The following is a 23,170-nucleotide window of genomic DNA, read 5'->3' as shown; positions in this document are numbered from 1 at the left end:
CGATGATCGAGATTAGAGACCTGAGAAAGACCTTTACCCTGCACAATCAGGGGGGGGTGGTCATTCCGGTGATGGAGGGTACGGAGCTCTCTGTTGCGCGAGGGGAATGTGTGGCGCTCACCGGGGCCTCCGGCGCAGGCAAATCGACACTGATGCGGATGATCTACGGCAATTACTTGGCTGCCGGCGGGTCGATCATGGTGGACGGAGTGGACGTGGTGACCGCGGTGCCACGTGAAATATTGAAGCTGCGCCGTGAGGTCCTGGGCTATGTAAGCCAGTTCCTGAGAGTCGTGCCGCGCGTCCCAACGGTGGATGTTGTAGCAGAGCCGTTGTTGGCGGTCGGTGTTGATGCGGAGACTGCCCGCGCAAGAGCACGAGATTTGTTGGCTCGACTGAAAATCCCGCAACGCTTGTGGGCTTTGTCTCCGACGTCATTTTCGGGCGGTGAGCAGCAGCGGGTCAATATTGCGCGAGGGTTCGCGCATGCCTATCCGGCGATGTTGTTGGACGAGCCTACTGCGAGTCTTGACGCCGCGAACCGGGAAACCGTTTTGGCTCTAATAGAAGAAGCAAAGGCGCGTGGGGCGGCCATTGTTGGAATTTTTCATGATGAAGCGGCGCGTGCGCGGGTGTGCGATCGTGAGATCGATGTTTCCGCCTTTACTCCGGCGCTAACGCAAGGAGCCGCATAATGGGGATCCGCGTGATCGGTGTCGTTGGGCCTTCCGGTGTTGGCAAGGATACTGTGATGGAGGCTATGGCAGTCGCCGATGCGCGGGTGCATCTGGTGCGTCGTGTGATTACTCGAAAAGCGGGTGCAGGCGGAGAAAATTCGATTGGCGCAACGGATGCCGAGTTTGACCTGCTGATTGCCGAGGACGCATTTGCGCTTTGGTGGGCCGCGCATGGTTTGCGGTATGGGGTGCCGCGCAAAGCTTTAGCAAACGATGACGAGAAGGCGTTTGTTCTGGTGAATCTGTCCCGAGGGATTTTGGATCGGGCACGTCAGGCGTTTCCGGATTTTATGGTGCTCTCGTTGACCGCTGACGCCACGACGCTGGCTGCACGTCTGGCTGCGCGCGGCCGCGAAACCGCAGAAGAAATTGAGCACCGTTTGGCGCGGGCAAAGAGCGCTCGGCCTACTGGAGCGGATGTGGTCGAAATCGCCAATGAAGGCGACCTTGACGACACGGTCGCACGTGCCTTGGCCGCGATTCAGCCGGTGAGGGTATGACGTTGGATTTCATGGAAAAGTCCATCTTCGTCTTCGCCTACCAGAGACAGGCTGTCGAGAATGAACGGAGACGGCAGCAAGGGAGTGATATGAGGCAGGAGCGTGCTCATAGTGGCCTCAGCCTCGTTGCCAAGCCGACCGGACAGGGTGATGTGAAAGCGGAACTCGTCCATCACATACGGGTAGCCCCATTGCGCCAGCAGCTCTTCTTGACGGGGAGAAAGGTTGCTTTTGCGGCGCCGAGCCAACTCGGACTCCGATGGCGGTGCGCGAAACGCATCAAGCTCGCGAACCGCTTTGCCGGCGAGATCGGCCAGCCGTGTTTGATCACCATCGATGGTCAATGCGATGAAACTGCCGATGCGGGAAAGTTTCAACCCGTTCAGTGTGACGGGCGCGTGTGCGTCACAGAGCGCGGCAAGCGCATCGTTCAGACTGTCTTCGCGCCTGCCGTTTGCCAGAAAAAACGGAGGCTTGATGGTGCCATGCAACCCGTATTTTCGCGGCGTTGCGGTAATATCAGCAATCGGGCGAGGCAGATGCGGAATGACCGGATGCGCGGTGACTTGTCCGCGGGCCAAATCCCACCCCAGCCAAGCCGCGCCAAAATCAGCCAATGCGCCGGGGCGCGGCGTGTAGTAAATGCCGTATCTTCGGAACTGCATGGTGCCACTATCAACCTTTTGACGACGAATGCCAAAAATGCGTGACACTCACATGACACAAGAGATGATCCTTGCAAATGCCACCCTCGTCCTGCCGACGGAAACCTTTACAGGTTCCATTGTTGTGCGCGACGGCACTATTGTCGACATGGACCAGGGTTCAGCAGTGCCCGCGGGAGCGGAAGATTGCGACGGAGACTTTGTCGCGCCAGGGCTGGTTGAGCTGCATACTGACAATCTTGAGCGGCATATGCGGCCGCGGCCAAGAGTGGACTGGCCACATCAGGCGGCGATCGTAGCCCATGACGCGGAACTGGCGAGTGTCGGTATCACCACTGTGTTCGACGCGTTGCGTGTGGGATCAATCCTGTCTGATCCAAACAAGAAGTACGGAAAATATGCCAGATCCGTGGCAAGCGAAATTCTGTCGATGCGCGACAGTGGTGCCTTGCGGATCAGCCACCATATCCATCTTCGGGCTGAAACCTGTTCCGAAACTTTGGTTGAAGAATTGGACGAGTTCGGTCCGGAGGATCGTGTAGGCATCGTCAGCCTGATGGATCACACCCCAGGTCAGCGGCAATTCACCGATCTATCAAAGTTTGAGGCTTACATTCGTGGTAAGTACGCAATGGATGCGGAAGGTTTTGACGAGTACGTGAGCTTCCTTCGCGGTTTGCACGACACATTGGGCGAAAAGCACGAGTTGGCGACCGTTGCCGCGGCCAAACGATTTGGAGCCGTGCTCGCAAGCCATGACGACACGACGGCGGAACAGGTGGCCACGTCAGCAGGCTATGGGATTCACCTTGCCGAGTTCCCGACAACTGTGGCGGCGGCCAAGGCCAACCAGGCAAACGGCATCGCAAACATCATGGGGGGACCAAACCTTGTGCGCGGCGGATCTCATTCGGGCAACGTGGCGGCGATGGAACTGGCCGATCTGGGCCTGCTTGATATCCTGTCATCGGATTACGTACCGTCTTCGCTGCTGTTGGGTGCCGTCATGCTGGGCAACACATGGGGCGATATGTCCAAAGGACTTCACACGGTCACAGCAGCGCCAGCGTGTTATACGAACCTGAACGATCGTGGGCGGCTGGAAGTCGGTTTGCAGGCTGATTTGATCAGGTTCCGGCTCACCGAAGGTGTTCCGGCGCTGCGTGCGGTCTGGCACAAAGGTCTGCGTGCGGCCTAAAGCTTGTTGAACGCAGCGGCATAGGACACCGGGAATGGTTTCTCCAGGGCGCCGGGCGTCAACTCGAGCGCCATGAAATACGGTCCGGCAAACTGGTTTGTGAACCCTTTCGCGGTCTCAACGGAATACCCGAAGCGGGAATAATAGGCCGGATTGCCCAGAACAAAGCTGGCCTGCCACCCATCCAATTGGGCCTGAGATAAACCGCGGCGAATGAGTTGGGCGCCAATGCCTTGTTTCTGGTGATCGGGTGCGACGGAAACCGGAGCAAGGCCGAGTGTGCGAACCGGTGCCGCCATCGGCGAAAAAAGCACATGGCCGATGATGTGGCCGTCTTGTACCGCGACGAAGGAAATGGCCGCATCACCGTCATCCCGAAGCATATCTACGAGGCGCGCTTCGTCCGGTTGCCCAAAGGCTGCTTCGGTCAAGGCACGAATAGGCGCTATGTCGTCGGGGGTCTCGAGGCGGATGTCCATAAAGACAAGATAGGACTGCGTCCTGGTCTTGTCCAATCACCTCAAACACAAAAGAAAAACCCCAGCGCTGGCCGGGGCTTTTCCATGTTTTCTAAGAGTAAGTTCAGCCGATGGCAGCTGCCTTCACATCGGCATCGATGTAGGGCAGATATTGCTCGAAATTATCTGCAAACATGCCGACCAGCTTGGCGGCTTGCGCGTCATAGGCGTCTTTGTCGTCCCAAGTGCTGCGCGGATCAAGCAAGCTGTCGTCAACGCCCGGCACCGAAACCGGCACTTCGAAGCCGAAGTTGGAGTCTTTGCGGAACTCGACGTGGTTCAGCGAGCCGTCCAGTGCTGCGGTCAGCAAGGCACGCGTGGCCTTGATTGGCATACGCGAGCCGGTGCCATATGCGCCGCCAGTCCAGCCAGTGTTGACCAGCCAGCAGGTGGTGCCGAATTCGGCGATCTTTTCACGCAGTAGCGCACCGTAGACTTCTGGACGACGCGGCATGAAAGGCGCGCCGTAGCAGGTCGAGAACGCAGGTGTCGGTTCAGTCAGGCCGCGTTCTGTGCCGGCCATCTTGGCGGTGAAGCCGGACAGGAAGTGATATTCCGCTTGCGCCGGCGTGAGGCGTGCCACCGGCGGCAGGATACCGAACGCGTCACACGTCAGCATAATGACATTCTTGGGGTGACCGCCGAGGCCGTTTTCCGACGCATTCGGGATCGACTCCAGCGGGTAGGCACAGCGCATGTTTTCGGTCAGGCTGCTGTCCTCGAAGTCCAGTTCTTTGGTTTCTTCGTCGTAAACCATGTTTTCGATCACGGTGCCGAACATCTGCGTTGTCGCATAGATTTCCGGCTCCGCTTCCGGGTTCAGACCAATGGTCTTGGCGTAGCAGCCACCCTCGAAATTGAAGGTTCCACGGTCTGACCAGCCATGCTCGTCGTCGCCGATCAGGGTGCGGTTCGGGTCTGCGGACAGGGTGGTTTTGCCCGTACCGGACAGGCCGAAGAACACAGCGCTGTCGACAGGGTTGCCTTTGGCGTGGTTTGCCGAGCAGTGCATCGGCATGATGCCTTTCTCCGGCAGGAGATAGTTCAGCAAGCCAAAGACCGATTTCTTGTTCTCGCCCGCGTATTCGGTGTTGCCGATCAAGATGAGTTTCTTGTCTATGTTCACCGCGATTACGGTTTCCGTGCGACAACCGTGCTTGTCCGGGTCCGCCTTGAAACTCGGGCAGTTGATGATCGTGTAGTCTGCCACAAAGCCGTCGAGCGCTTCGCGATCGGGACGACGGAGAAGGTGGCGAATGAAGAGATTGTGCCATGCCAGTTCGTTCACCACGCGCACGTTTATTGCGTGGGTCGGGTCGGCGCCGGCCGTCAAATCCTGCACGAAGTACTCGCGACCCTTCATATGCTCGAGCATATCGGCGTGCAGACGGTCAAACGCGTCGGCCTCCATCAGGGCGTTGTTATCCCACCAGATGGTATCTTCCGTGGTGGGGGTACGGACTGTGAATTTGTCTTTGGGCGAACGTCCGGTGAATTCACCAGTACTCACCAGAAAGGTGCCACCGTTGCCAAGCGTACCCTCGCCGCGCTTCAGCGCGTTCTCGATAAGGGCAGGCTCCATAAAGTTGTAATAGACATTTCCCAGACCTTCGATCCCTTGATCTTCGAGGCGGAATTGCGGGTTTACCCGTCCAAATGTCATTTTTTACACTCCTGTGGCCGCAAGTCGTTTGGCGGCAGTCCGTTTAAGCCTTCGGAACGAAATAAAATTGCGCGTTTACTTATTCCGAAGCGTGACATCGGGGTCTTAACATGCGGTTTCCAAGGATGAACAGGTAGCTTTGACGCAGTTAGCGCAACCAAATGCAGGTTAGCGCAACCAAATGTTCCTATTGGCGTATGTGTGCCGATTTGCGCAACAAAAGTGAGACAAATTAGCCATTCAGAAGGGCTTTTGCCGCCAAATAATTGGCGAATACCCGACGAATCGCACTTTTACGTTGATTGCCGCAGGTCAAAATGCGCATAATGGCGCAAAAAACAGGCAATAAAACGAGCAACATAAGGATCTGACAATGTCGAAGATCGCCCTTGTGGATGACGACAGGAATATCCTGACGTCCGTTTCTATGACCCTTGAGGCAGAGGGATTTGAAGTAGAAACCTATAACGACGGACAGCAAGCGCTGGACGCGTTCAATAAGAAACTTCCGGATATGGCCGTGCTGGACATCAAGATGCCCCGCATGGACGGCATGGACCTTCTTCAGCGTCTGCGCCAGAAAACCTCGATGCCGGTAATCTTCCTGACTTCAAAAGACGACGAGATCGACGAAGTTCTCGGTTTGCGGATGGGGGCGGATGATTATGTCAAAAAGCCTTTTTCCCAGCGTTTGCTGGTTGAGCGCATTCGTGCGCTTCTGCGTCGACAGGAAGCCGTGGATGGCGAAATCGTGGGTGACACGGAAGACACCAAGATCATGGAACGTGGCGAGCTGACTATGGATCCGCTGCGTCACTCTGTAAGCTGGAAAGGCAAGGACGTCACTCTGACCGTGACCGAGTTTCTTTTGCTTCAAGCGCTGGCTCAGCGTCCTGGCTTTGTCAAAAGCCGCGACCAGCTGATGGATGTGGCATATGACGATCAGGTCTACGTCGACGACCGTACGATCGATAGCCATATCAAGCGCTTGCGGAAAAAAATGCGTACTGCGGATTCGGACTTCTCCGCGATTGAGACGCTCTATGGCATTGGCTATAGGTACAACGAAGAATAACGACGCAAGCCGAAGGGAGCGACGTGCGAGACATGGCCCAAGGGCGGGACGGAGACGTTGTATTGGGCGATGACTGGGTCGCGCCTGAAGCCAATGTCGAAAGGGAGATGCGCGGACGACGGGAACGTCGCCGGCTTCTGCCTCTGTCAAAATCCCCGCTGACGCGCAAAATCATCACTTTCAACATGATCGCGCTGCTGGTGCTCGTCATCGGTATTCTGTTTCTGAACAGTGCGCGTGACAGCTTTGCGGTTCAGCGCGCGTCCGGTCTAATGACCGAAGCGCGGCTGATTGCTGGCGCGTTCGAAGCGCAGATGCCATCCGGTGCACCTGTAAATCTGGTGACCGAAGACGGTATCAGCGTGGAAAACACGTTGGAAAAGTTGCCCCTCAAACAGGGAACAAGCGTTTACATCTTTGACACGCTGCAAACACCGGTCGGAATGAAGGTCGGCGAAGCGTCGTCGTCTGCGGCCAAGGCTTTGGCAGAACGTCCGGAAGGCACCCCCCTTACCACAACGCTGAACAAGTTTTGGGCAGCGATCGGCGGTGATGATGCGGGTGGCCTAGCACAAAGTGATGCCAATGAAGCCCGCCTCAAAGAGATCGCGAGCTTGGCGTTGCAAGAGGGGGAGCATTTGACCCCGCTGGAAGCCGCGAACGGTGACGCCGTTTTCGCCGTCGGTGTTCCAATGCGCCAAAACGGTACGGATGTCGGTGCGGTAGTTCTTGTGAGTGCCGCTGGTGAACTGGACGAAATGGTCAGCTCCGAGCGCGAGCGCGTTTTGCAGATGTTCCTCATTGCGACGGTGGTGTCGGTGGGCTTGTCCATGGTGCTGGCCTCAACGATCTCCAACCCACTTTCCGATCTGGCGGCGGCAGCCGAAATCGGGCGCGACAGCGACACTCGCAAAGTCAATCCGGGACGCGTGCGTATTCCGGACCTTACAGCCCGTCCGGACGAGATCGGGCGTTTGTCCGGGGCCCTGCGCGGCATGGTGTCGGCTCTGTACGAGCGGATCGACAGCAACGAACAGTTCGCCGCTGACGTCGCCCACGAGATCAAGAACCCTCTTGCCTCGCTTCGTTCAGCGGTTGGTTCGCTGCGCATGGTCAAGAAAGAAGAGCATCGGGAGAAGCTCCTTGATGTGATTGAGCACGACGTGCGTCGCCTGGATCGACTGGTCAGCGATATTTCAAACGCATCGCGGCTTGATAGCGAATTGGTCAAGGAAGAAGAGGAGCAGTTCAATCTGCTCGAGATGATTGGCAACCTGACCCAGTATCTGGGAGAGGATGCCAAGGGCAAGGGCATCGAGTTTGTCACCGATCTTCCCGAAGTCCCCATCGAGATCAATGGCCTTGAAGCGCGACTGGCGCAGGTTTTTGTGAATCTGATCACCAACGCGATTAGCTTTTGCGAAGACGGCGATGCCATTCGGGTCTGGGCCCGCAAGCGGGAAAACAGGGTGCTTGTTGTTGTCGAGGATACCGGTCCGGGTATTCCCGAGCAGGCGCTCAACAAGATTTTCAACAGGTTCTATTCGCATCGGCCTGAAAGCGATTTTGGCAATAACTCCGGTCTTGGGCTGGCAATCTCCAAGCAAATCGTCGAAGCCCATGGCGGCGTGATTTGGGCCGAGAATATCCGGCCGACTGATGCGGATATCACTTCTGAACCTCTGGGCGCCCGTTTCGTGGTTGGCCTTCCGGTTTAAGACGTGACGACTGGCGGGGGCGACATGGGACATGGTCCCGCCGACCCTGACCAAGCCATCCTCCATGCAAGCTGCGTGTCCCTGGCTGGGCACGCGGTTGTCATTACAGGGGCTTCTGGGTCTGGAAAATCGGCCTTGGCATTGCAACTTATGGCCTATGGCGCACGCCTTGTGGCTGATGACCGGACGGAGGTCGTTTCGCGCAACGGCCAGCTTTGGGCCAGTGCACCCGAAACCATCAAAAGCAAGATTGAGGCGCGAGGCATTGGCATTCTCTCTGCAGAAGCGGTCGGGCATGCGCAGGTGGTCCTGGCAGTAGATCTGGATCGCACGGAGACAAGTCGGCTGCCACATCCTCGTGAGACTCGAATACTTGGCGTGTCTCTTCCCTTGTGTCTCAGGGTGGAAGCGGCGCATTTTGCGCCTGCGATTCTGCAATACCTACGCGAAGGGAGAAACGCGTGAGCGCCACCGATGCCAAGCGAGATGCGCACCCGCTTTTGTTGCTGACAGGACCGTCCGGTGCAGGACGAACGACCGCTCTAAAGGCGCTTGAGGATGCGGGGTTTGAAACCATCGACAACCTGCCGATGGGATTATTGGACAGATTGCTGTCCGACCAGCCGCTTGATCGCCCCATGGCTCTTGGTCTCGATGTACGCAACCGGGATTTCTCTCCCGCAGCATTGCTGGAAGCGTTGCATCTGTTGGAACGTGTCCCGGGTGCAGTACCCGAGTTGTTGTACCTTGACTGTCGCGCCGAAGTTCTGGCGAGGCGCTACAGCGAGACCCGTCGTCGCCATCCTATGGCCCCTGACGAAGACCCGACAGAAGGCATTGACCGCGAACTGGCATTATTTGAGCTCGTCCGTGCGCGGGCAGACGTCCTGATAGACACCTCGGAACTTAGTCCGCATGATCTGCGCGCCGCTGTGACGGTGCAATACGCTCCGAACGCGGGACAGTCACTTGCACTGACGGTGAAGTCGTTCAGTTACAAACGGGGACTGCCAAAAAGCGCGGACATGGTTTTTGATTGCCGCTTTCTGCGCAATCCGCATTGGAATGCCGAATTACGGCCAATGGACGGCGGAGATGCGCCGGTTGGCGCCTATGTGGCTGCGGATCCGGCCTATCAACCGTTCTGTGACTCGCTCATGACCATGGTTTCCGCATTGTTGCCTTCCTATATTTCGGAAGGACGCAGCCACCTGATGATTGCATTTGGATGCACTGGAGGTCGGCACAGGTCCGTTTTTGTAGCGGATTCCGTTGCGGCCGCCCTTGCACAACAGGGCTGGCAAGTGTCAATTAGTCACCGCGAACTCAATCGGGTCGCAACGCTTCCGGGGCATGGGCCGGACAGCACAGAAGATGGGGAACGAAAAGCGTGATCGGAATAGTGATCGTGGCACATGGCGGGCTGGCGGGAGAATACCTCGCAGCCATGGAACATGTTGTCGGCTCTCAGAATGGTGTCACAGCCATTGCGATTGAGCCCGACCATGACCGCCCCGCCAAACAGGGTGAAATCTGTGCCGCAGCCGACGAGGTGGATACCGGAGACGGCGTTGTAATAGTGACAGATATGTTTGGCGGTTCGCCATCCAATTTAAGCCTGCGGGCATGCGCGCCGGCCAACCGCCGCATTCTTTATGGCGCCAATCTGCCCATGCTGATCAAGCTGGCAAAAAGCCGTCACCTTGAGGTCGCGGATGCCGTAAAGCTGTCGCTTGAGGCAGGACGAAAATACATAGACAGCCAGAATATCCAGACGGGGTGATCCATGAGTGAAACCACGAGTCGCACGCTTGCGATCATCAACGAAAAGGGACTGCACGCGCGCGCTTCTGCGAAGCTTGTCGAGGTCGTCGAGGGATTTGACGCTTCGGCTGAAGTGACAAAGGATGGCTTGAGCGCGGGCGGCGACAGTATTATGGGTTTGCTGATGTTGGCGGCGTCTAAAGGAACTTCCGTTGATGTCACAACAAGTGGCCCTGATGCGGTCGCACTTGCCGATGCCATAGAAGCCCTTGTGGCAGACAAGTTTGGCGAAGGCTTCTAAGGCGGATAAGATAGGGCTTTGAACAAGCCCCAGAACGGGAAGACTGACTTGGTGGACACAGTGCCAGAGCCGCAGATGGCAAATAAGGGCGCCAATGAGGACGCTCCAGACGACGGCCAGATTTATGATCGCCGTACTCTGACGTATGCGAATTCGTTTGATGACGCCTGGACCGGTTTTGCCATTCGTGCGATCGAATGGATGACCGGCAAGCTCAGAATCTTGCGAATGGTCAACAAGTTCGAACGCGACAACGAACAGTATCGCGGCCAGAAATTCTGGCGTGGCGCGCTGAACGTTATGGGCATCGAGCTGACAACCCCGCAAGAGCAGATTGAAAACATCCCCTCCGAAGGCCCGGTTGTGGTTGTCGCCAACCACCCGCATGGCATGGTGGACGGTATGATTTTTGCCGACCTAATCGGTCGTGTGCGGCAGGATTATCGTATTCTCACCAGATCTGTTCTCACCGGATTGGATGAAGCTGCGTCGAGTTTCATGATTCCCGTGCCGTTTCCGCATGACCCGGAAGCGCAACGCAAGATGGTCGAGATGCGTGCAAATGCCATGGCACATCTCAAGGAAGGCGGCGTTGTCGCGCTTTTCCCCTCCGGCGTTGTTATGAGTTCGGAGACATGGTTCGGCCCGGCAGTCGAGCAGGAATGGAACGTTTTTACCGCGCAGATGATCCGTCGGTCTGGCGCGCGCGTTGTTCCGATCTTCTACCCGGGTTCCAATAGCCGCTGGTATCAGATCGCAAACAAGATCTCGCCTATTCTGCGGCAGGGGCTTCTGCTTCACGAGATTGTTCGGTCATGCAACAAACCTCAGAAGCCGGTTGTGGGTAAGCCACTTACCGACGCACAGATGGAACAGCTTCACAGCGATCCGCGGGGTTTCATGGCATGGCTGCGGCAGCACACCTTGGATCTTGGCGAAAATGATTGAAGTTAGATTCCCACGCTGAACAAAAAAGACCCGCGCAACAGCGCGGGTCTTTTTCGATGTGGCGAGTATTGGTGAGTCAGCGCGTCGGGACGGGCGATTCTCCGCGATAGTCATAGAAACCACGCTTTGTTTTGCGGCCCAGCCATCCAGCCTCGACATATTTGGTCAGCAACGGGCAGGGGCGGTATTTTGTATCTGCCAACCCGTCGTGCAACACATTCATGATTGCAAGGCAGGTATCCAGACCAATAAAGTCCGCAAGTTCCAAAGGACCCATAGGGTGATTGGCACCAAGCTTCATGGCAGCATCGATCGAGGCGACGTTGCCGACGCCTTCGTACAGCGTGTAACAGGCTTCGTTGATCATGGGGATCAGGATCCGGTTTACGATGAAGGCCGGAAAGTCTTCGGCGCTGGCTGCGGTTTTTCCGAGCTTGTTAACGATCCCTAGGCAGGTCTGGTAGGTCTCTTCATCGGTCGCGATGCCACGGATCAATTCCACAAGCTTCATAACCGGGACCGGATTCATGAAGTGGAATCCCATGAATCGTTCAGGTCGGTCGGTGCGGGACGCCAAGCGGGTGATCGAAATGGAAGACGTATTGGACGTCAGTATCGTGTCAGGTCCCAGGTGAGGTTTCAGGATATCGAAGATCTGGTGTTTGATTTCCTCGCGTTCGGTTGCGGCCTCAATCACAAGGTCAGTGCCACCAAGTTTTGGTAGTTCAAGCGTTGTGGCGATCCGCCCCATCGCGGCAGCTTTCTCGCCAGCAGAGATTTTTTCGCGACTTACCTGGCGTTCGAGATTCTTGTCGATTCGCGCAACAGCCGCGTCCAGAGCGTCCTGATTGATGTCATTGAGCAGGACTTCATAGCCCGCCAGAGCCATGACATGCGCGATGCCGTTGCCCATTTGGCCGGCCCCGACCACTCCGATTGACCCGATGTCCATGAAACGACCTCTTTTTTAGGTTTGACCGACCTTATGCCTGCCTTTCAGGCCTCTGCAAGGGGGCGCGACCGCTAAAATTTTCCGCAACTTATCGCTTTAGGCATTTGGCAAACAGTTTGCGCGAATCTGGGCGCGGGTGAGGAAAGTTGTGGTGAAAATATGTCCTTTGCTAAAATGGATGCGGGCGAAATCGATTACGCGCCGTGTCGATATGGAAAATCCCGGATCGCGTTCCGCGGTCCAAAGAAGACCCTAGATGACGCCTATGTTGCATTCATTGGCGGCACGGAGACCTACGGTAAGTTTGTGCCGATGCCGTTCGTGAATCAAGTCGAAGCGGAGACCGGAACGGAGTGCGTGAACCTTGGCTGTGTCAACGCAGGCATTGATGCTTTTCTGGCGGAACCTTCGGTTTTGGATGTTGCGCAGCATGCGGATGCAACTGTCATTCAGATAATGGGCGCACAGAATATGTCCAACCGGTATTATAAGGTGCATCCGCGCCGAAACGACCGGTTCATTGGTGCAAGTCAGATGATGCAGCTCGTATTCAACGAAGTTGATTTCAGCGAATTCCACTTTACGCGCCATATGCTGCAAACACTGCTGACCCGAGCGCCCGAGCGCTATGCCATGGTCCGAGAGGAATTGCGCATGGCCTGGAGCGCACGCATGAAGCTGCTTTTGAATACGATTGGGGGGCGCGTCGTTCTTTTGTGGGTGGCAGAACACTCGCCGGACGACGAAGCCGCTACGACGGAGCTTGGACGTGATCCGCTCTTTATCGATCGTGGGATGCTCGACGAGCTTCGTCCGCTGGTTGACGAAATTGTCGAGGTCGTTGTGACCCCTGAAGAAGCTGAAGAAGCGTTTGAAGAAATGGTGTGTTCCGAAATGGAACAGGTTGCTGCAAAGCAGATGCTTGGTCCCAAAGTACACGAACAGACCGCAAAGGCGCTTTCGCGCGTGCTGCAGGAATTGGTCTAAGGCAAAATTGGACAGTGAAAAACAAAAAAGGCCCGCCAATCTGGCGGGCCTTTCATTTGTCACGCGTTCGGGACGCGGCTTAACTCAGCTTTTCGGTCAATGCCGGGACTGCTTCGAAAAGGTCTGCAACCAGACCGAAGTCGGCGACCTGGAAGATCGGCGCTTCTTCGTCTTTGTTGATCGCAACGATGATCTTGGAGTCTTTCATACCTGCAAGGTGCTGAATGGCGCCGGAGATACCTGCTGCGATATACAGTTCCGGTGCAACAACCTTACCGGTCTGACCCACCTGCCAATCGTTCGGAGCATAGCCAGAATCAACGGCCGCGCGTGATGCACCAACGGCAGCACCGAGTTTGTCAGCAAGCGCTTCAATGATTTTGAAGTCTTCTTCAGAACCAACGCCGCGACCACCGGAAACGACGATGCCAGCCGAGGTCAGCTCAGGGCGATCGCTTTCGGCAACCTTGTCTTCAACCCATTCGGACAGGCCGGGGTTGTCTGCTGCGCCAACAGTTTCCACAGATGCGGAGCCGCCTTCGCCGGACGCGTCGAAGGTCGACGTACGGAAGGTGATGACTTTGGTTGCGTCAGAAGATTTCACAGTCTGGATTGCGTTACCAGCATAGATCGGGCGCTCGAAGGTGTCGGCATCGACCACTGCGGTCACGTCGGACAGAACCATCACGTCCAGAAGTGCTGCCACACGTGGCATCACGTTCTTGGCGTCGGTGGTCGCCGGTGCCACGATGTGGCTGTAGTCGCCAGCCAGAGACACGATCAGTGCTGCGGTAGGCTCTGCGAGGCGATGCCCCAATGAGGCGTCCTCAGCAACCAATACCTTGGCCACACCGTCGATTTTCGCGGCGGCTTCGCCGGCTGCGGCAGCAGATGCGCCTGCAGCCAGAACGGTCACGTCACCCAGCGCCTTTGCGGCGGTGACAGCTTTGGCGGTGGCGTCCAATGCCAGTTCGCCGTTGTTGACTTCTGCGAGAAGAAGAACAGCCATTACACAGCCCCCGCTTCTTTGAGTTTTTCGACCAGCTCGTCCACGGAGCCAACCATGATGCCTGCAGCGCGCTCAGACGGCTCAGAGGTTTTGACAACCTCAAGACGCGGAGTGACGTCCACGCCGTAGTCGGCAGCGGTCTTCTCATCCAGCGGCTTTTTCTTCGCCTTCATGATGTTCGGCAGGGATGCATAGCGCGGCTCGTTGAGGCGCAGGTCCACGGAGATGATGGTCGGCGTAGAGACTTTGATGGTCTGCAAACCACCGTCCACTTCGCGGGTTACAACAGCGTTGTCGCCATCGATGTCGACTTCGGACGCAAATGTCGCCTGCGACCAACCGAGAAGGGCGGACAGCATTTGGCCAGTGGCATTCATGTCGTTGTCAATTGCTTGCTTGCCGCAGAGCACCAGGCCAGGCTGCTCTTCCTCGACAACTTTGGCGAGGATCTTGGCAACTGCCAGAGGCTCGATGTCTTGATCGACGCTGTCAGCTGCAACCACCAGAATGGCGCGATCAGCGCCCATGGCCAGTGCGGTGCGCAGGGTTTCCTGAGCTTGCTTCACACCAATGGAAACGGCGACAACCTCGTCTGCCTTGCCGGCCTCTTTCAGGCGGATGGCCTCTTCGACTGCAATCTCGTCGAATGGGTTCATCGACATTTTCACGTTGGCGAGATCGACACCGGTTCCATCCGCTTTCACACGGACTTTCACGTTGTAGTCAATCACGCGCTTTACAGGCACAAGTACCTTCATGGGCGTTGGACTCCTTACAAAATGTCAGAGCCGGGGTCCGGCTCAAGCAATGCTCTCATGGGCGTTGATATATTCTTGCGCGCACATGAAACAGAGCAAAATCGTCACGTTTCGTCGTATCGACGTCACGTTTGGCTGTTTCACGTTACGTTTCTTGCAAGATTATTGCGGCAGTGCAGAAAAGTTACGTAAGGGGAGATTGCGTCAAGCGCGATGTTAGCGCAATCGGCGCAATGCTTCCGATTCAGCGATTCGCGCCGGGAACCCAAAGCACGTCAGAACGACCGTCGTCATTTGCAATTCGAGCTGCCACGAAGAACCAGTCTGATAGTCGGTTGAGATAGGTAATCACGTGCGGATTTACCTCCTCGGACTGCGAAAGTTCTACAGCAAGACGCTCTGCGCGTCGGGCAACCGTTCTGCAAATATGAAGGTGGGCGGCAAGAGCCGAACCTCCGGGTAGGATAAAGCTTCGAAGCGGCTCCAGCCGATCGTTCATCGCATCGATCTCGGCTTCCAGCCGGAGAACCTGGGTCTCAGCCATTCGAAGGGGTGGGTATTCGCTTTCGGCGTCCTTGGCCATATCTGGACGACAGAGGTCTGCACCCAGATCAAAAAGGTCGTTCTGTATATAGGACAGTTGGGCGTCCATGGCACCTTCGGCATGTAGCCGTGCTACGCCGAGGGTGGAGTTTAACTCATCCGAGGTGCCATAGGCGGTCACCCGCAGGTCGTATTTGGCCACTCGGTCGCCGTTACCCAGCGCAGTTGAGCCTTTGTCGCCAGTGCGGGTATAGATTTTGTTCAGAACAACCACGTCAACCTCCCGTCCGGAACCAGACAAACACAAGAATGAGCAACACCGCCACGAACTGTGCCCCGATACGCAGGCGCATGATCTTGTTGGCGTGTTTCCGGTTGAAGTCGCCGCCTTTGGCAAAGCCGCCGACGCCGATCATCAAAATGAACAGCACCGCAAAACAGGCGATAGCGGCAACCCAAAAGAGGGGATCGTCGGCCATGATTCTGCTCCTATCTCTGGTGAACGCGCCCAGTGATAGACCCTCACGGGGCAAAACTGAACTACCTTGCTGGTCATCTACGGAAGGTCAGCCTTTCGAGATCACCCAGTCGAGAATTTTGGTCGGTAAGACACGGCGGAGGAAATTCATGAGGTGCGCTGGTTTTGTCACTCGGTAGCGGGCGCGCGGGCGCGGGCTTTCGATGGCATGTCGTACTTTTTCCACTACGGCCTCAGCAGGAAGCTCAAAAGGGTCGAGGCCTTGCTTGTCTTCACTGAAACGCGCCACCAGCCCCGATCTGTAACTGTCGGAATGAACCGAGTTTTCCCAGTCGATCCACTCAAAGAACTGTTCGGCGTTATTCTTGCGCATCGCTGATGTGATTGGGCCGGGTTCGATCAGGCTTACCGATATTGGAGTGCCTCGCAGTTCGATACGCAGGCTATCCGCCCAGCCTTCGAGTGCGTGTTTGGTAGACACATAGGCGCCGCGATAGCGCATGGAGACATAGCCTAGAACGGACGAATTGAGAACGATGCGCCCGTGCCCTTGCGCGCGCATCACGCGGAGAACCTGACGTGTCAGTTCGTGCCATCCCAGAAGATTACTCTCCATCAAGTCACGGAAGCCGTCAGTTGGCAGGTCTTCGATCGCCCCCGGCAGGCCACGCGCGCCGTTGTGAAATACGGCGTCGAGCGTCCCTCCGGTTTCGGAAAGTGTTTCCTTGAGGCCGGTGGTTATTGTGCCGGTATCACGATAGTCGATCAGCGGGCTGGAGAACCCTTCAGCGCGAAGCCTGTCGCAGTCGCGCTGTTTTCGGCAACTGGCGATCACGTGCCAGCCTCTGTCGCGAAGGCCCCGCGCAGCCGCAAGGCCAATACCCGTGGAGCAGCCGGTGATCAGAATGGTTTTCTTGGTCATAGATGTCCCGGCTGCCCGCTTCGGGCTGGTTTAGTCGTCGACTTCGTCGGCGCTTTCGGCGTTCAGTTGGCCGTAGTTTTGCGCACCGATGGTGTCGTGCAACTCCAGTTGCGTTTCGAGGAAGTCGATATGGCCCTGCTCGTCGTTGATCAACTCTTCAAACAGACCCATAGAGGCGAAGTCCCCCACTTCGGCACAGAATTTTCGCGCTTCGGAGTAGAGTGCGACAGCCTCCATTTCGGCCTCGAGATCGCAGGCCAGAGTTTCACGCACGTTTTCGCCAATGCGCAACGGATCGAGCGTTTGCAAGTTGGGGTGGCCTTCCAAAAAGATGATGCGGTCAATGAGCTTGTCGGCGTGCTCCATCTCCTCGATGGATTCTTCGCGCATCTTCTTGGCGAGCTTGCCGTAGCCCCAGTCTTTTTGCAGGCGGTAGTGCAGCCAAAACTGGCTGACTGCTGTCAGTTCAACCCGCAGTGCTTTGTTCAGATACTCGATAACCTTGGGATCGCCCTTCATCACTCTCACTCCTTCTGGATGGTGCGCCACGTAGGCCGCGCAATTCGGCAGGCACCTCCAGATTAGGGTTTGAGCGCATCGAGGCAACAAAAAGCTTCATGCAGCCTCCGCAGGTCGGGGCTTTGCCTAGAGCATGATAAATTTTGCCGGGTGTGATGATTGCTGCAGAGTCCGAGGCCCGCATCCAGTCGATGGCCGAATGGATGTCTTTGTCAGAGATTCGTGCGCAACTGCAGACGATCATGATTCTGTCCCGAGTAAATTGGTCGGGATTTTCGTAGGGAAAAGTGGTGTGGCCGTCAATCCTGACAAAATTACTTGGCTGGAAGGTTACTCAGAGGGAAGAGGTGAAAGCATTTTTGCCGCCATCCAGCCAACTTTTCCGGTCTCTTGATCGCGGAGCTTGACCCATCCTTTACCCTCGTCGCGCAGCACTTCGACTTCTTGATCACGCACCAACACGCCCAGAACGCCAAAAGAGGTGCCAGGGCCGCCGCGCAAATTCACACGCGATCCGTTTACTGACCGAAAGTCCTTTTTGACTTCAGGCAAAATGAGCGTGGTTTCGCCCAGTTTGATCAGAGCAGGCTGCGTTTCAATTACCTTATCGGAAAGGGCGTCCGTGAGTGATGGCGTTGAACCTTGGGGAGTGGCAAAATTGGCAGTGGTGGACGCGTCGACTGCGAGAAGCGGCGTTTGAACCGAAGTGGGCGCTGCTACGGTCTCCACAATCGCTTCCTCTTTGCGTTGCACGGTGGGAACGACGGCGGCAGCTTTGGTCACAACAGGTTCAATCGGCGTTGCAGTGATGCGCGCGGGTTCAGGAGTAACAGGGGATTTCTGGGATTGAGCCTCTACAACGTCGCGACGGTACGTCGGTTCAAAATCGGAACCGCCGCTGAGTTCGTAAAACGCCCATCCCATGAACGCAAAACTGACAACAACAAACTTGTTCACTATGAAATCTCCGAAAATATTAGGCACGTCACTACAAAGGCACGCGTCACAATAGCAGATTATCGAGGGCAGGAGTCGATTCTGAGGGGAAAAAACCTGAATTGTCCCCATCCATCTGCTTTACCGGCGTCGCGGGCTTGGGTATCACCGCTTTATGACCGACCTGATCGACGACGATTTCTCCGCCCAGAATGTGACTGAACCGCTGCGCCGTGCGATTGGCGAGCGCTATCTGACCTATGCACTCAGCACGATCATGCATCGGGCTCTGCCTGACGCACGAGACGGGTTGAAGCCGGTGCATCGCCGCATTCTCTATGCGATGCGCGAGCTCAAGTTGTCGTCGTCCGGAGGATTCCGTAAGTCTGCAAAGATTTCGGGCGATGTGATGGGCAATTATCACCCGCACGGCGACGCCGCGATCTATGACGCGATGGCGCGTTTGGCACAGGATTTTAACGTCCGATATCCGCTGGTCGATGGTCAGGGTAATTTCGGGAATATCGACGGCGATAATCCAGCTGCGAGCCGATACACCGAGGCGCGGATGACCTCTGTGGCAGAAGCCATGCTGGAAGGTCTCAACGAAAACGCTGTTGATTTCCGTGAAAATTATGACGGGACGCTGAACGAACCGGTCGTCTTGCCAGCCACTTTCCCGAACCTGCTGGCCAACGGTGCCAGTGGGATTGCGGTTGGGATGGCAACCAACATTCCGCCGCACAATATTTCCGAGCTGTGCGACGCCTGCCTTCATATGATCAAGACGCCGGATGTGCGCGATGATACCCTGCTGAACTATGTTCCGGGGCCGGATTTTCCGACCGGCGGCGTGATCGTCGAGCCAAAGGAAAATATCGCGCAGGCCTATCGGACTGGACGCGGTTCATTCCGTTTGCGCGCCAAGTGGGAAAAAGAAGACTTGGGTCGCGGCCAGTGGCAGATTGTCGTCACGGAAATCCCCTATCAGGTGCAAAAATCGCGCTTGATAGAGAAACTGGCAGAAGTCATTCAGACGAAGAAGGTGCCGATCCTTGGCGATGTTCGGGACGAAAGCGCCGATGACATTCGCCTGATCCTGGAACCCAAATCCAAGAACGTGGATCCGGACGTTCTTATGAATATGCTGTTCCGGACCTCGGATCTCGAAGTGCGCTTTTCCTTGAACATGAACGTGCTGATCGACGGTGTGACGCCCAAAGTATGTTCCATGAAGGAAGTGCTGCGTGCGTTTTTGGATTTCCGGCGTGAGGTCCTAATCCGTCGATCCAAACACCGAATGGAGAAGATCGACCACCGTTTGGAGGTTTTGGAAGGCTTTATCATTGCGTTCCTAAATCTGGACCGTGTGATCGATATTATCCGCTACGACGACGCTCCCAAACAGGCTCTTATGGCCGAGGACTGGGGAATCGAGCACGTTCGAGCTACCTCCGAAGCAGACTATAAATCGCCTCTGCCAGCCAAGGGAGAGGGCGAACTGACGGAGGTGCAGGCAGAAGCCATCTTGAACATGCGCCTTCGTAGCTTGCGCCGACTGGAAGAGCTTGAACTTATCCGAGAACGCGATGCGCTTATGGAGGAACGTGCCGGTCTTGAGGATTTGCTCGACAGTGAAGGCCTTCAGTGGGAGCGGATTTCGGAGCAGTTGAAGGAAGCTAAAAAGCTTTTTGGCAAAGACTACGAAGGCGGTGCACGCCGCACACAATTTGCTGAAGCGGGAGAGGTCGAAGACGTTCCGATCGAAGCGATGATCGACCGTGAACCGGTGACGATTGTTTGTTCGCAGATGGGCTGGATCCGCGCCATGTCTGGTCATATCGATCTGTCCCGTGAACTCAAGTTCAAGGATGGTGACGGACCGAGGTTCATATTCCACGCTGAAACGACGGACCGGCTGCTGGTCTTTGCGACAAACGGGCGGTTTTACACGCTCAGCGCCGCGAACTTGCCGGGTGGACGTGGCATGGGAGAGCCTTTGCGCTTGATGGTTGATTTGCCAAACGAGGCTGAGATTGTTGACATTTTTGTGCATGACAAAGAGCGCAGGCTACTGGTGGCCTCTAGTGCCGGCGACGGGTTTGTCGTGCCAGAAAAAGACGTTATTGCGCAGACGCGCACAGGCAAACAGGTGCTCAACGTAAAGGACGACATCCGGGCTCAAATTTGTAAGCCTGTGTCGGGCGACCACGTCGCTGTTGTGTCTAAAAACGGCCGCTTCCTTGTCTTCCCGATTTCCGAAATGCCCGAACTGGGGCGTGGCAAGGGTGTGCGCATCCAAAAATACAACATGGCGCGCGGGCGACAGGGAACTCTGGAACTGGATGGTGGACTGAGCGACATCACGACCTTCAATTGGGAAGAGGGGCTCAGCTGGTCCATGGGGGGAAAGACGCGGCACGAACCGGACATGTCCGATTGGCTGGGCAAGCGCGCCGGCGTCGGTAAAAAGGCGCCCTACGGTTTCCCAAAAACCTTCACCTTTGACTAGGTCAGGCCTTCTTTCTGGTCACAAATACCCAAGGCTCAGGCCGCCGGCTTAAGCCGCGCGTAAGCCAGAAAGGTGCGGGCGCAATCTGTCAAAACGGCTGTCTGCATAACGTCGGTATTACGTCGGCAAAACGTCTGTTTTCTTACACGGGTTTAGCGGTGAGCCAGACCCCGTCGTCAGGTCTCAGCGTGAGGATCATCACCGGATCCGGATCGCGCCCTTCGACAAGTTCGAACCGGAACCGGGCCAGTAGCGTGGCGAGAATGATCACGGCCTCCTGGATGGCAAAGCTTGCGCCTATGCAAATGCGTGGTCCGTCCCCAAAAGGCAGATAGGCATATCGATCAACGGATTTTTTGTCAGCAAAGCGCGACGGATCGAAAGCATTCGGATTGTCCCAGAGCATGTGATTGCGGTGCAGGGCGTAGATCGGGATCATCACGGTGTCGCCCGGGCGGATATCGCGGGCGCACAGGACGTCAGGCGCCTGCGCGGTACGTGAAATGATGCCCGCAGGTGGATACAACCGCAGCGCCTCGTCCACGATCTGGCGGATGAGCGGCATCTTTGCGGCTTCCTCTCCCGTCGGAGCAGCGCCGGACATGCACCGTTGAGCTTCAACTCTTGCCCGTTCCTGCACGTCCTGATCGTAGGCACAAAGATAGAGTGACCACGCCAGGGTCAGAGCGGTCGTTTCATGACCCGCCACAATGAACGTCAGCAGGTTGTCACGGAGTTCTGACGTGTTCATGGATTTGGCCGTTTCCGGATCCTCGCCGGCCATCAGAAGATCAAGTAGGTCCGGGACATCGCTTGCACCGCGTTTGCGCCGCGCCTCGATGGCTTCGTCTGCCACGGATTTCATTTTCCCAACGGCTTTTCCGGAAAAAACACGCCCCGGGCGCGGCACCCAATCGGGTACGCCGAGCATGTCCAGAAGCGAGACTTTTCCGGCTTCGGCAATGTATAAATCGATGGCACGATGTACGGCATCGGCATCAAAACTCCCGTCTCCCGAAAAGGTGACTTCGGAGATCACATCAAATGTTGTTCGCACCATCTCGTCCTGAAAATCCACGGCGCGATTTCCCGCTGCTGCGACTCGGTCGACGGCACGAAGGGCGGCGGCGCTCATTACCGGAGCAAGCGACAGCATGTTTCGCTGGCTAAATACCGGAGCGGCGGCACGTCGTTGCCAACGCCAGTGGGCACCTTCGGCAATAAACAGACTGTCACCGATGGCGGGGCGCAGAATGTTCTTGGTGGCCTTCGACTTCGGATAGTTATCAACGTTTTCCAGCAAAACCCGTCGGATTGCTCCGGGGTCCATAATCATGTGCCAGCGGATGCCGGTTTGACCTGAAACCATGGGCTGACGCACGGCAATCTCCGGCAGGATCGACAGGAGGTTGCTGCGCGCGGCTTTCAAAGAGCCCATAATACCAAGAGGTTCAGTCGCGAGTGGCACGTGCACTGGCGGCAATCGGTCGTTGACGTTGGCAGACGGCGGATGCAAGGCAAACTCCTGACGAGGTTTCCTTCGGAATACGTACAATCAGCTTAAAGTGATCACCGCTGTGCGCATAGCCCACGATTGCGCGAAGCGCGGGCATCGGCTATGCCACTTGCAAAGAAGATAAGAGGGACTTTCGAGCATGATCCGATTGGCAGTTTGCATCGCAGCACTGGCTGCGCTGGTGTCTTGTACCGCGCCAAGCGGTCCGGTGAGCGACCCGAAAAAGGATCTGGGCGATTTTGTCCTTGGTCACAACATTGTGGTTGCGCCGCAATTCCAGCGTGGCCCGCTGTCGCGTCCGGCCGACAAGGACGAGTTCATCGCATCGATGAAGAACGCCGTGGATGCGCGTTTCGGTCGTTATGACGGCGACCGGGTTGTGCACTTTGGCATCAACATTTCGGGCTACGTGCTTGCTCAAAACGGTGTGCCGCTGGTCTTGTCTCCGAAGTCCGCGCTGATCATCACCGTGACCGCATGGGACGATCGCGCTGGCGGCAAATTCAATGACGAAGCGCGCGAGTTTGTCGTGTTGGAAAGCTTTACAACCATCGGGGTGAGCTCTGGAATGACCATGACTGCCGAAGAGCAGATGGCGAATCTCACCTACAATGCTGCGAAGCAGATCGAAGAGTGGATGCACGACAACCGCGCATGTCTGGCTGACAATGTACCACCTGAAGTTCAGAAAGAGTGCTGGAAAGACAGTGCTCAAGAGCGCGCGGAACGCAAGAAGCAGCTGGATGAGCTGCGTTAAGCGAAAGCCCGCTTGATTTTTCCCGCGCAAACCAATATGTCGCGCGCGGTAGAGGTAAACGGGTCGTTACGACCCCCTAACACTTAGAAGGCGCCCGAAATGGCTAAGGAAAAGTTTGAGCGCAGTAAACCGCACTGCAACATCGGCACCATTGGTCACGTTGACCACGGTAAAACCACTCTGACGGCAGCGAT

General features: G+C 56.4%; 26 protein-coding genes. 14 read left to right on the top strand and 12 right to left on the bottom strand.

From position 1 onward, the window contains the following. Nucleotides 1-2: 2 nt before the first annotated feature. Both phnL and phnN read left to right on the top strand, forming a co-directional pair. Nucleotides 3-695, top strand: coding sequence for a phosphonate C-P lyase system protein PhnL (gene phnL, locus BXY66_RS11810; protein WP_132860455.1), 693 nt, complete (start codon nucleotides 3-5; stop codon nucleotides 693-695). Then, complete coding sequence (phnN, locus tag BXY66_RS11805; protein WP_132860454.1) at nucleotides 695-1,237, top strand: phosphonate metabolism protein/1,5-bisphosphokinase (PRPP-forming) PhnN; 543 nt, start codon at nucleotides 695-697, stop codon at nucleotides 1,235-1,237. The genes phnL and phnN overlap by 1 nt, the downstream gene beginning before the upstream one ends. On the opposite strand, the gene BXY66_RS11800 is transcribed toward phnN, so the two are convergent. After that, complete coding sequence (locus BXY66_RS11800) at nucleotides 1,219-1,902, bottom strand: DUF1045 domain-containing protein (RefSeq protein WP_132860453.1); 684 nt, start codon at nucleotides 1,900-1,902, stop codon at nucleotides 1,219-1,221. The two genes, phnN and BXY66_RS11800, sit on opposite strands and share 19 nt — an antisense overlap. A 52-nt stretch (nucleotides 1,903-1,954) precedes the next feature. Here BXY66_RS11800 and BXY66_RS11795 point away from each other — a divergent pair, with 52 nt between their 5' ends. Beyond that, the gene (locus tag BXY66_RS11795) at nucleotides 1,955-3,100 is read left to right on the top strand and encodes an alpha-D-ribose 1-methylphosphonate 5-triphosphate diphosphatase (protein WP_132861058.1); all 1,146 of its coding nucleotides are present in this window, start codon (nucleotides 1,955-1,957) and stop codon (nucleotides 3,098-3,100) included. On the opposite strand, the gene BXY66_RS11790 is transcribed toward BXY66_RS11795, so the two are convergent. Beyond that, nucleotides 3,097-3,579 carry a GNAT family N-acetyltransferase gene (locus BXY66_RS11790; protein ID WP_132861057.1) on the bottom strand — a complete coding sequence of 161 codons (483 nt, stop codon included), beginning with the start codon at nucleotides 3,577-3,579 and terminating at the stop codon, nucleotides 3,097-3,099. The genes BXY66_RS11795 and BXY66_RS11790 overlap by 4 nt on opposite strands. A gap of 103 nt (nucleotides 3,580-3,682) precedes the next feature. After that, nucleotides 3,683-5,281, bottom strand: a complete 1,599-nt coding sequence (locus BXY66_RS11785) for a phosphoenolpyruvate carboxykinase (protein WP_132860452.1) — start codon at nucleotides 5,279-5,281, stop codon at nucleotides 3,683-3,685. A 373-nt stretch (nucleotides 5,282-5,654) separates the two neighbouring features. Here BXY66_RS11785 and BXY66_RS11780 point away from each other — a divergent pair, with 373 nt between their 5' ends. From BXY66_RS11780 to BXY66_RS11750, 7 genes are all read left to right on the top strand, one after another. Further along, entirely contained in the window at nucleotides 5,655-6,356 is a 702-nt protein-coding gene (locus BXY66_RS11780) for a response regulator transcription factor (protein ID WP_132860451.1), read from the top strand. Nucleotides 6,357-6,388: 32 nt separating this feature from the next. Next, nucleotides 6,389-8,074: a sensor histidine kinase gene (locus tag BXY66_RS11775; RefSeq protein WP_132861056.1), complete on the top strand. Its 1,686-nt coding sequence runs from the start codon at nucleotides 6,389-6,391 to the stop codon at nucleotides 8,072-8,074. A 24-nt stretch (nucleotides 8,075-8,098) separates the two neighbouring features. After that, nucleotides 8,099-8,539 (top strand): HPr kinase/phosphorylase, encoded by a 441-nt coding sequence (locus BXY66_RS11770; protein WP_132860450.1) that lies wholly within the window; start codon nucleotides 8,099-8,101, stop codon nucleotides 8,537-8,539. Next, nucleotides 8,536-9,468 (top strand): RNase adapter RapZ, encoded by a 933-nt coding sequence (gene rapZ, locus BXY66_RS11765; protein WP_243694371.1) that lies wholly within the window; start codon nucleotides 8,536-8,538, stop codon nucleotides 9,466-9,468. The genes BXY66_RS11770 and rapZ overlap by 4 nt, the downstream gene beginning before the upstream one ends. Then, complete coding sequence (locus BXY66_RS11760) at nucleotides 9,465-9,857, top strand: PTS sugar transporter subunit IIA (RefSeq protein WP_132860449.1); 393 nt, start codon at nucleotides 9,465-9,467, stop codon at nucleotides 9,855-9,857. Before rapZ ends, BXY66_RS11760 begins: the two co-directional genes overlap by 4 nt. Before the next feature lie 3 nt (nucleotides 9,858-9,860). Further along, nucleotides 9,861-10,139, top strand: coding sequence for an HPr family phosphocarrier protein (locus BXY66_RS11755; protein WP_132860448.1), 279 nt, complete (start codon nucleotides 9,861-9,863; stop codon nucleotides 10,137-10,139). A gap of 75 nt (nucleotides 10,140-10,214) precedes the next feature. After that, nucleotides 10,215-11,087: a lysophospholipid acyltransferase family protein gene (locus tag BXY66_RS11750; RefSeq protein WP_132860447.1), complete on the top strand. Its 873-nt coding sequence runs from the start codon at nucleotides 10,215-10,217 to the stop codon at nucleotides 11,085-11,087. Between the two features lie 76 nt (nucleotides 11,088-11,163). Here the strand turns inward: BXY66_RS11750 and BXY66_RS11745 are convergent, their stop codons facing one another. Continuing rightward, complete coding sequence (locus tag BXY66_RS11745) at nucleotides 11,164-12,039, bottom strand: 3-hydroxybutyryl-CoA dehydrogenase (RefSeq protein WP_132860446.1); 876 nt, start codon at nucleotides 12,037-12,039, stop codon at nucleotides 11,164-11,166. Nucleotides 12,040-12,198: 159 nt separating this feature from the next. On the opposite strand from BXY66_RS11745, the gene BXY66_RS11740 reads away from it, so the two are divergent. After that, complete coding sequence (locus BXY66_RS11740; RefSeq protein ID WP_132860445.1) at nucleotides 12,199-13,026, top strand: DUF6473 family protein; 828 nt, start codon at nucleotides 12,199-12,201, stop codon at nucleotides 13,024-13,026. Between the two features lie 79 nt (nucleotides 13,027-13,105). On the opposite strand, the gene BXY66_RS11735 is transcribed toward BXY66_RS11740, so the two are convergent. From BXY66_RS11735 to BXY66_RS11700, 7 genes are all read right to left on the bottom strand, one after another. Continuing rightward, nucleotides 13,106-14,035, bottom strand: a complete 930-nt coding sequence (locus tag BXY66_RS11735) for an electron transfer flavoprotein subunit alpha/FixB family protein (protein WP_132860444.1) — start codon at nucleotides 14,033-14,035, stop codon at nucleotides 13,106-13,108. Continuing rightward, complete coding sequence (locus BXY66_RS11730; protein WP_132860443.1) at nucleotides 14,035-14,793, bottom strand: electron transfer flavoprotein subunit beta/FixA family protein; 759 nt, start codon at nucleotides 14,791-14,793, stop codon at nucleotides 14,035-14,037. Before BXY66_RS11730 ends, BXY66_RS11735 begins: the two co-directional genes overlap by 1 nt. 244 nt (nucleotides 14,794-15,037) lie before the next feature. Further along, nucleotides 15,038-15,610, bottom strand: a complete 573-nt coding sequence (locus tag BXY66_RS11725) for a cob(I)yrinic acid a,c-diamide adenosyltransferase (protein WP_132860442.1) — start codon at nucleotides 15,608-15,610, stop codon at nucleotides 15,038-15,040. A gap of 1 nt (nucleotide 15,611) precedes the next feature. After that, nucleotides 15,612-15,815 carry a twin transmembrane helix small protein gene (locus BXY66_RS11720; protein ID WP_132860441.1) on the bottom strand — a complete coding sequence of 68 codons (204 nt, stop codon included), beginning with the start codon at nucleotides 15,813-15,815 and terminating at the stop codon, nucleotides 15,612-15,614. Nucleotides 15,816-15,902: 87 nt separating this feature from the next. Then, a complete protein-coding gene (locus BXY66_RS11715) occupies nucleotides 15,903-16,736 on the bottom strand; it encodes an SDR family NAD(P)-dependent oxidoreductase (protein ID WP_132860440.1) in 834 nt (277 codons plus the stop codon). 30 nt (nucleotides 16,737-16,766) lie between these two features. Next, the gene (gene bfr / locus BXY66_RS11710) at nucleotides 16,767-17,255 is read right to left on the bottom strand and encodes a bacterioferritin (protein WP_132860439.1); all 489 of its coding nucleotides are present in this window, start codon (nucleotides 17,253-17,255) and stop codon (nucleotides 16,767-16,769) included. A gap of 330 nt (nucleotides 17,256-17,585) precedes the next feature. After that, nucleotides 17,586-18,212, bottom strand: a complete 627-nt coding sequence (locus tag BXY66_RS11700) for an SH3 domain-containing protein (RefSeq protein ID WP_165929168.1) — start codon at nucleotides 18,210-18,212, stop codon at nucleotides 17,586-17,588. Between the two features lie 154 nt (nucleotides 18,213-18,366). On the opposite strand from BXY66_RS11700, the gene BXY66_RS11695 reads away from it, so the two are divergent. After that, complete coding sequence (locus tag BXY66_RS11695; protein ID WP_132860436.1) at nucleotides 18,367-20,703, top strand: DNA topoisomerase IV subunit A; 2,337 nt, start codon at nucleotides 18,367-18,369, stop codon at nucleotides 20,701-20,703. 142 nt (nucleotides 20,704-20,845) lie between these two features. Here the strand turns inward: BXY66_RS11695 and BXY66_RS11690 are convergent, their stop codons facing one another. Then, nucleotides 20,846-22,141, bottom strand: coding sequence for a cytochrome P450 (locus BXY66_RS11690; RefSeq protein WP_132861054.1), 1,296 nt, complete (start codon nucleotides 22,139-22,141; stop codon nucleotides 20,846-20,848). A 217-nt stretch (nucleotides 22,142-22,358) separates the two neighbouring features. Between BXY66_RS11690 and BXY66_RS11685 the strand changes: the two genes are divergently transcribed. Both BXY66_RS11685 and BXY66_RS11680 read left to right on the top strand, forming a co-directional pair. Then, nucleotides 22,359-22,976 carry a hypothetical protein gene (locus BXY66_RS11685; RefSeq protein WP_132860435.1) on the top strand — a complete coding sequence of 206 codons (618 nt, stop codon included), beginning with the start codon at nucleotides 22,359-22,361 and terminating at the stop codon, nucleotides 22,974-22,976. A gap of 99 nt (nucleotides 22,977-23,075) precedes the next feature. Next, the coding region (locus tag BXY66_RS11680) for a GTP-binding protein (protein WP_131822069.1) at nucleotides 23,076-23,170 on the top strand (95 nt) is incomplete at its 3' end.

It is taken from the genome of Shimia isoporae, assembly GCF_004346865.1.
GTDB classification, from domain to species: Bacteria; Pseudomonadota; Alphaproteobacteria; order Rhodobacterales; family Rhodobacteraceae; genus Shimia; species Shimia isoporae.
Note: the sequence above shows the minus strand (reverse complement) of the source record. Positions and strands in the feature narration are given on the sequence as shown.

Excerpts from the sequence above, each read along its gene's own strand:
- phnL (WP_132860455.1), top strand. The coding sequence starts at position 3 with ATGATCGAGATTAGAGACCTGAGAAAGACCTTTACCCTGCACAATCAG.
- phnN (WP_132860454.1), top strand. The coding sequence starts at position 695 with ATGGGGATCCGCGTGATCGGTGTCGTTGGGCCTTCCGGTGTTGGCAAG.
- BXY66_RS11800 (WP_132860453.1), bottom strand. The coding sequence starts at position 1,902 with ATGCAGTTCCGAAGATACGGCATTTACTACACGCCGCGCCCCGGCGCA.
- BXY66_RS11795 (WP_132861058.1), top strand. The coding sequence starts at position 1,955 with ATGACACAAGAGATGATCCTTGCAAATGCCACCCTCGTCCTGCCGACG.
- BXY66_RS11790 (WP_132861057.1), bottom strand. The coding sequence starts at position 3,579 with ATGGACATCCGCCTCGAGACCCCCGACGACATAGCGCCTATTCGTGCC.
- BXY66_RS11785 (WP_132860452.1), bottom strand. The coding sequence starts at position 5,281 with ATGACATTTGGACGGGTAAACCCGCAATTCCGCCTCGAAGATCAAGGG.
- BXY66_RS11780 (WP_132860451.1), top strand. The coding sequence starts at position 5,655 with ATGTCGAAGATCGCCCTTGTGGATGACGACAGGAATATCCTGACGTCC.
- BXY66_RS11775 (WP_132861056.1), top strand. The coding sequence starts at position 6,389 with ATGGCCCAAGGGCGGGACGGAGACGTTGTATTGGGCGATGACTGGGTC.
- BXY66_RS11770 (WP_132860450.1), top strand. The coding sequence starts at position 8,099 with ATGGGACATGGTCCCGCCGACCCTGACCAAGCCATCCTCCATGCAAGC.
- BXY66_RS11755 (WP_132860448.1), top strand. The coding sequence starts at position 9,861 with ATGAGTGAAACCACGAGTCGCACGCTTGCGATCATCAACGAAAAGGGA.
- BXY66_RS11750 (WP_132860447.1), top strand. The coding sequence starts at position 10,215 with ATGGCAAATAAGGGCGCCAATGAGGACGCTCCAGACGACGGCCAGATT.
- BXY66_RS11745 (WP_132860446.1), bottom strand. The coding sequence starts at position 12,039 with ATGGACATCGGGTCAATCGGAGTGGTCGGGGCCGGCCAAATGGGCAAC.
- BXY66_RS11740 (WP_132860445.1), top strand. The coding sequence starts at position 12,199 with ATGTCCTTTGCTAAAATGGATGCGGGCGAAATCGATTACGCGCCGTGT.
- BXY66_RS11735 (WP_132860444.1), bottom strand. The coding sequence starts at position 14,035 with ATGGCTGTTCTTCTTCTCGCAGAAGTCAACAACGGCGAACTGGCATTG.
- BXY66_RS11730 (WP_132860443.1), bottom strand. The coding sequence starts at position 14,793 with ATGAAGGTACTTGTGCCTGTAAAGCGCGTGATTGACTACAACGTGAAA.
- BXY66_RS11720 (WP_132860441.1), bottom strand. The coding sequence starts at position 15,815 with ATGGCCGACGATCCCCTCTTTTGGGTTGCCGCTATCGCCTGTTTTGCG.
- BXY66_RS11715 (WP_132860440.1), bottom strand. The coding sequence starts at position 16,736 with ATGACCAAGAAAACCATTCTGATCACCGGCTGCTCCACGGGTATTGGC.
- bfr (WP_132860439.1), bottom strand. The coding sequence starts at position 17,255 with ATGAAGGGCGATCCCAAGGTTATCGAGTATCTGAACAAAGCACTGCGG.
- BXY66_RS11695 (WP_132860436.1), top strand. The coding sequence starts at position 18,367 with ATGACCGACCTGATCGACGACGATTTCTCCGCCCAGAATGTGACTGAA.
- BXY66_RS11690 (WP_132861054.1), bottom strand. The coding sequence starts at position 22,141 with ATGGGCTCTTTGAAAGCCGCGCGCAGCAACCTCCTGTCGATCCTGCCG.
- BXY66_RS11685 (WP_132860435.1), top strand. The coding sequence starts at position 22,359 with ATGATCCGATTGGCAGTTTGCATCGCAGCACTGGCTGCGCTGGTGTCT.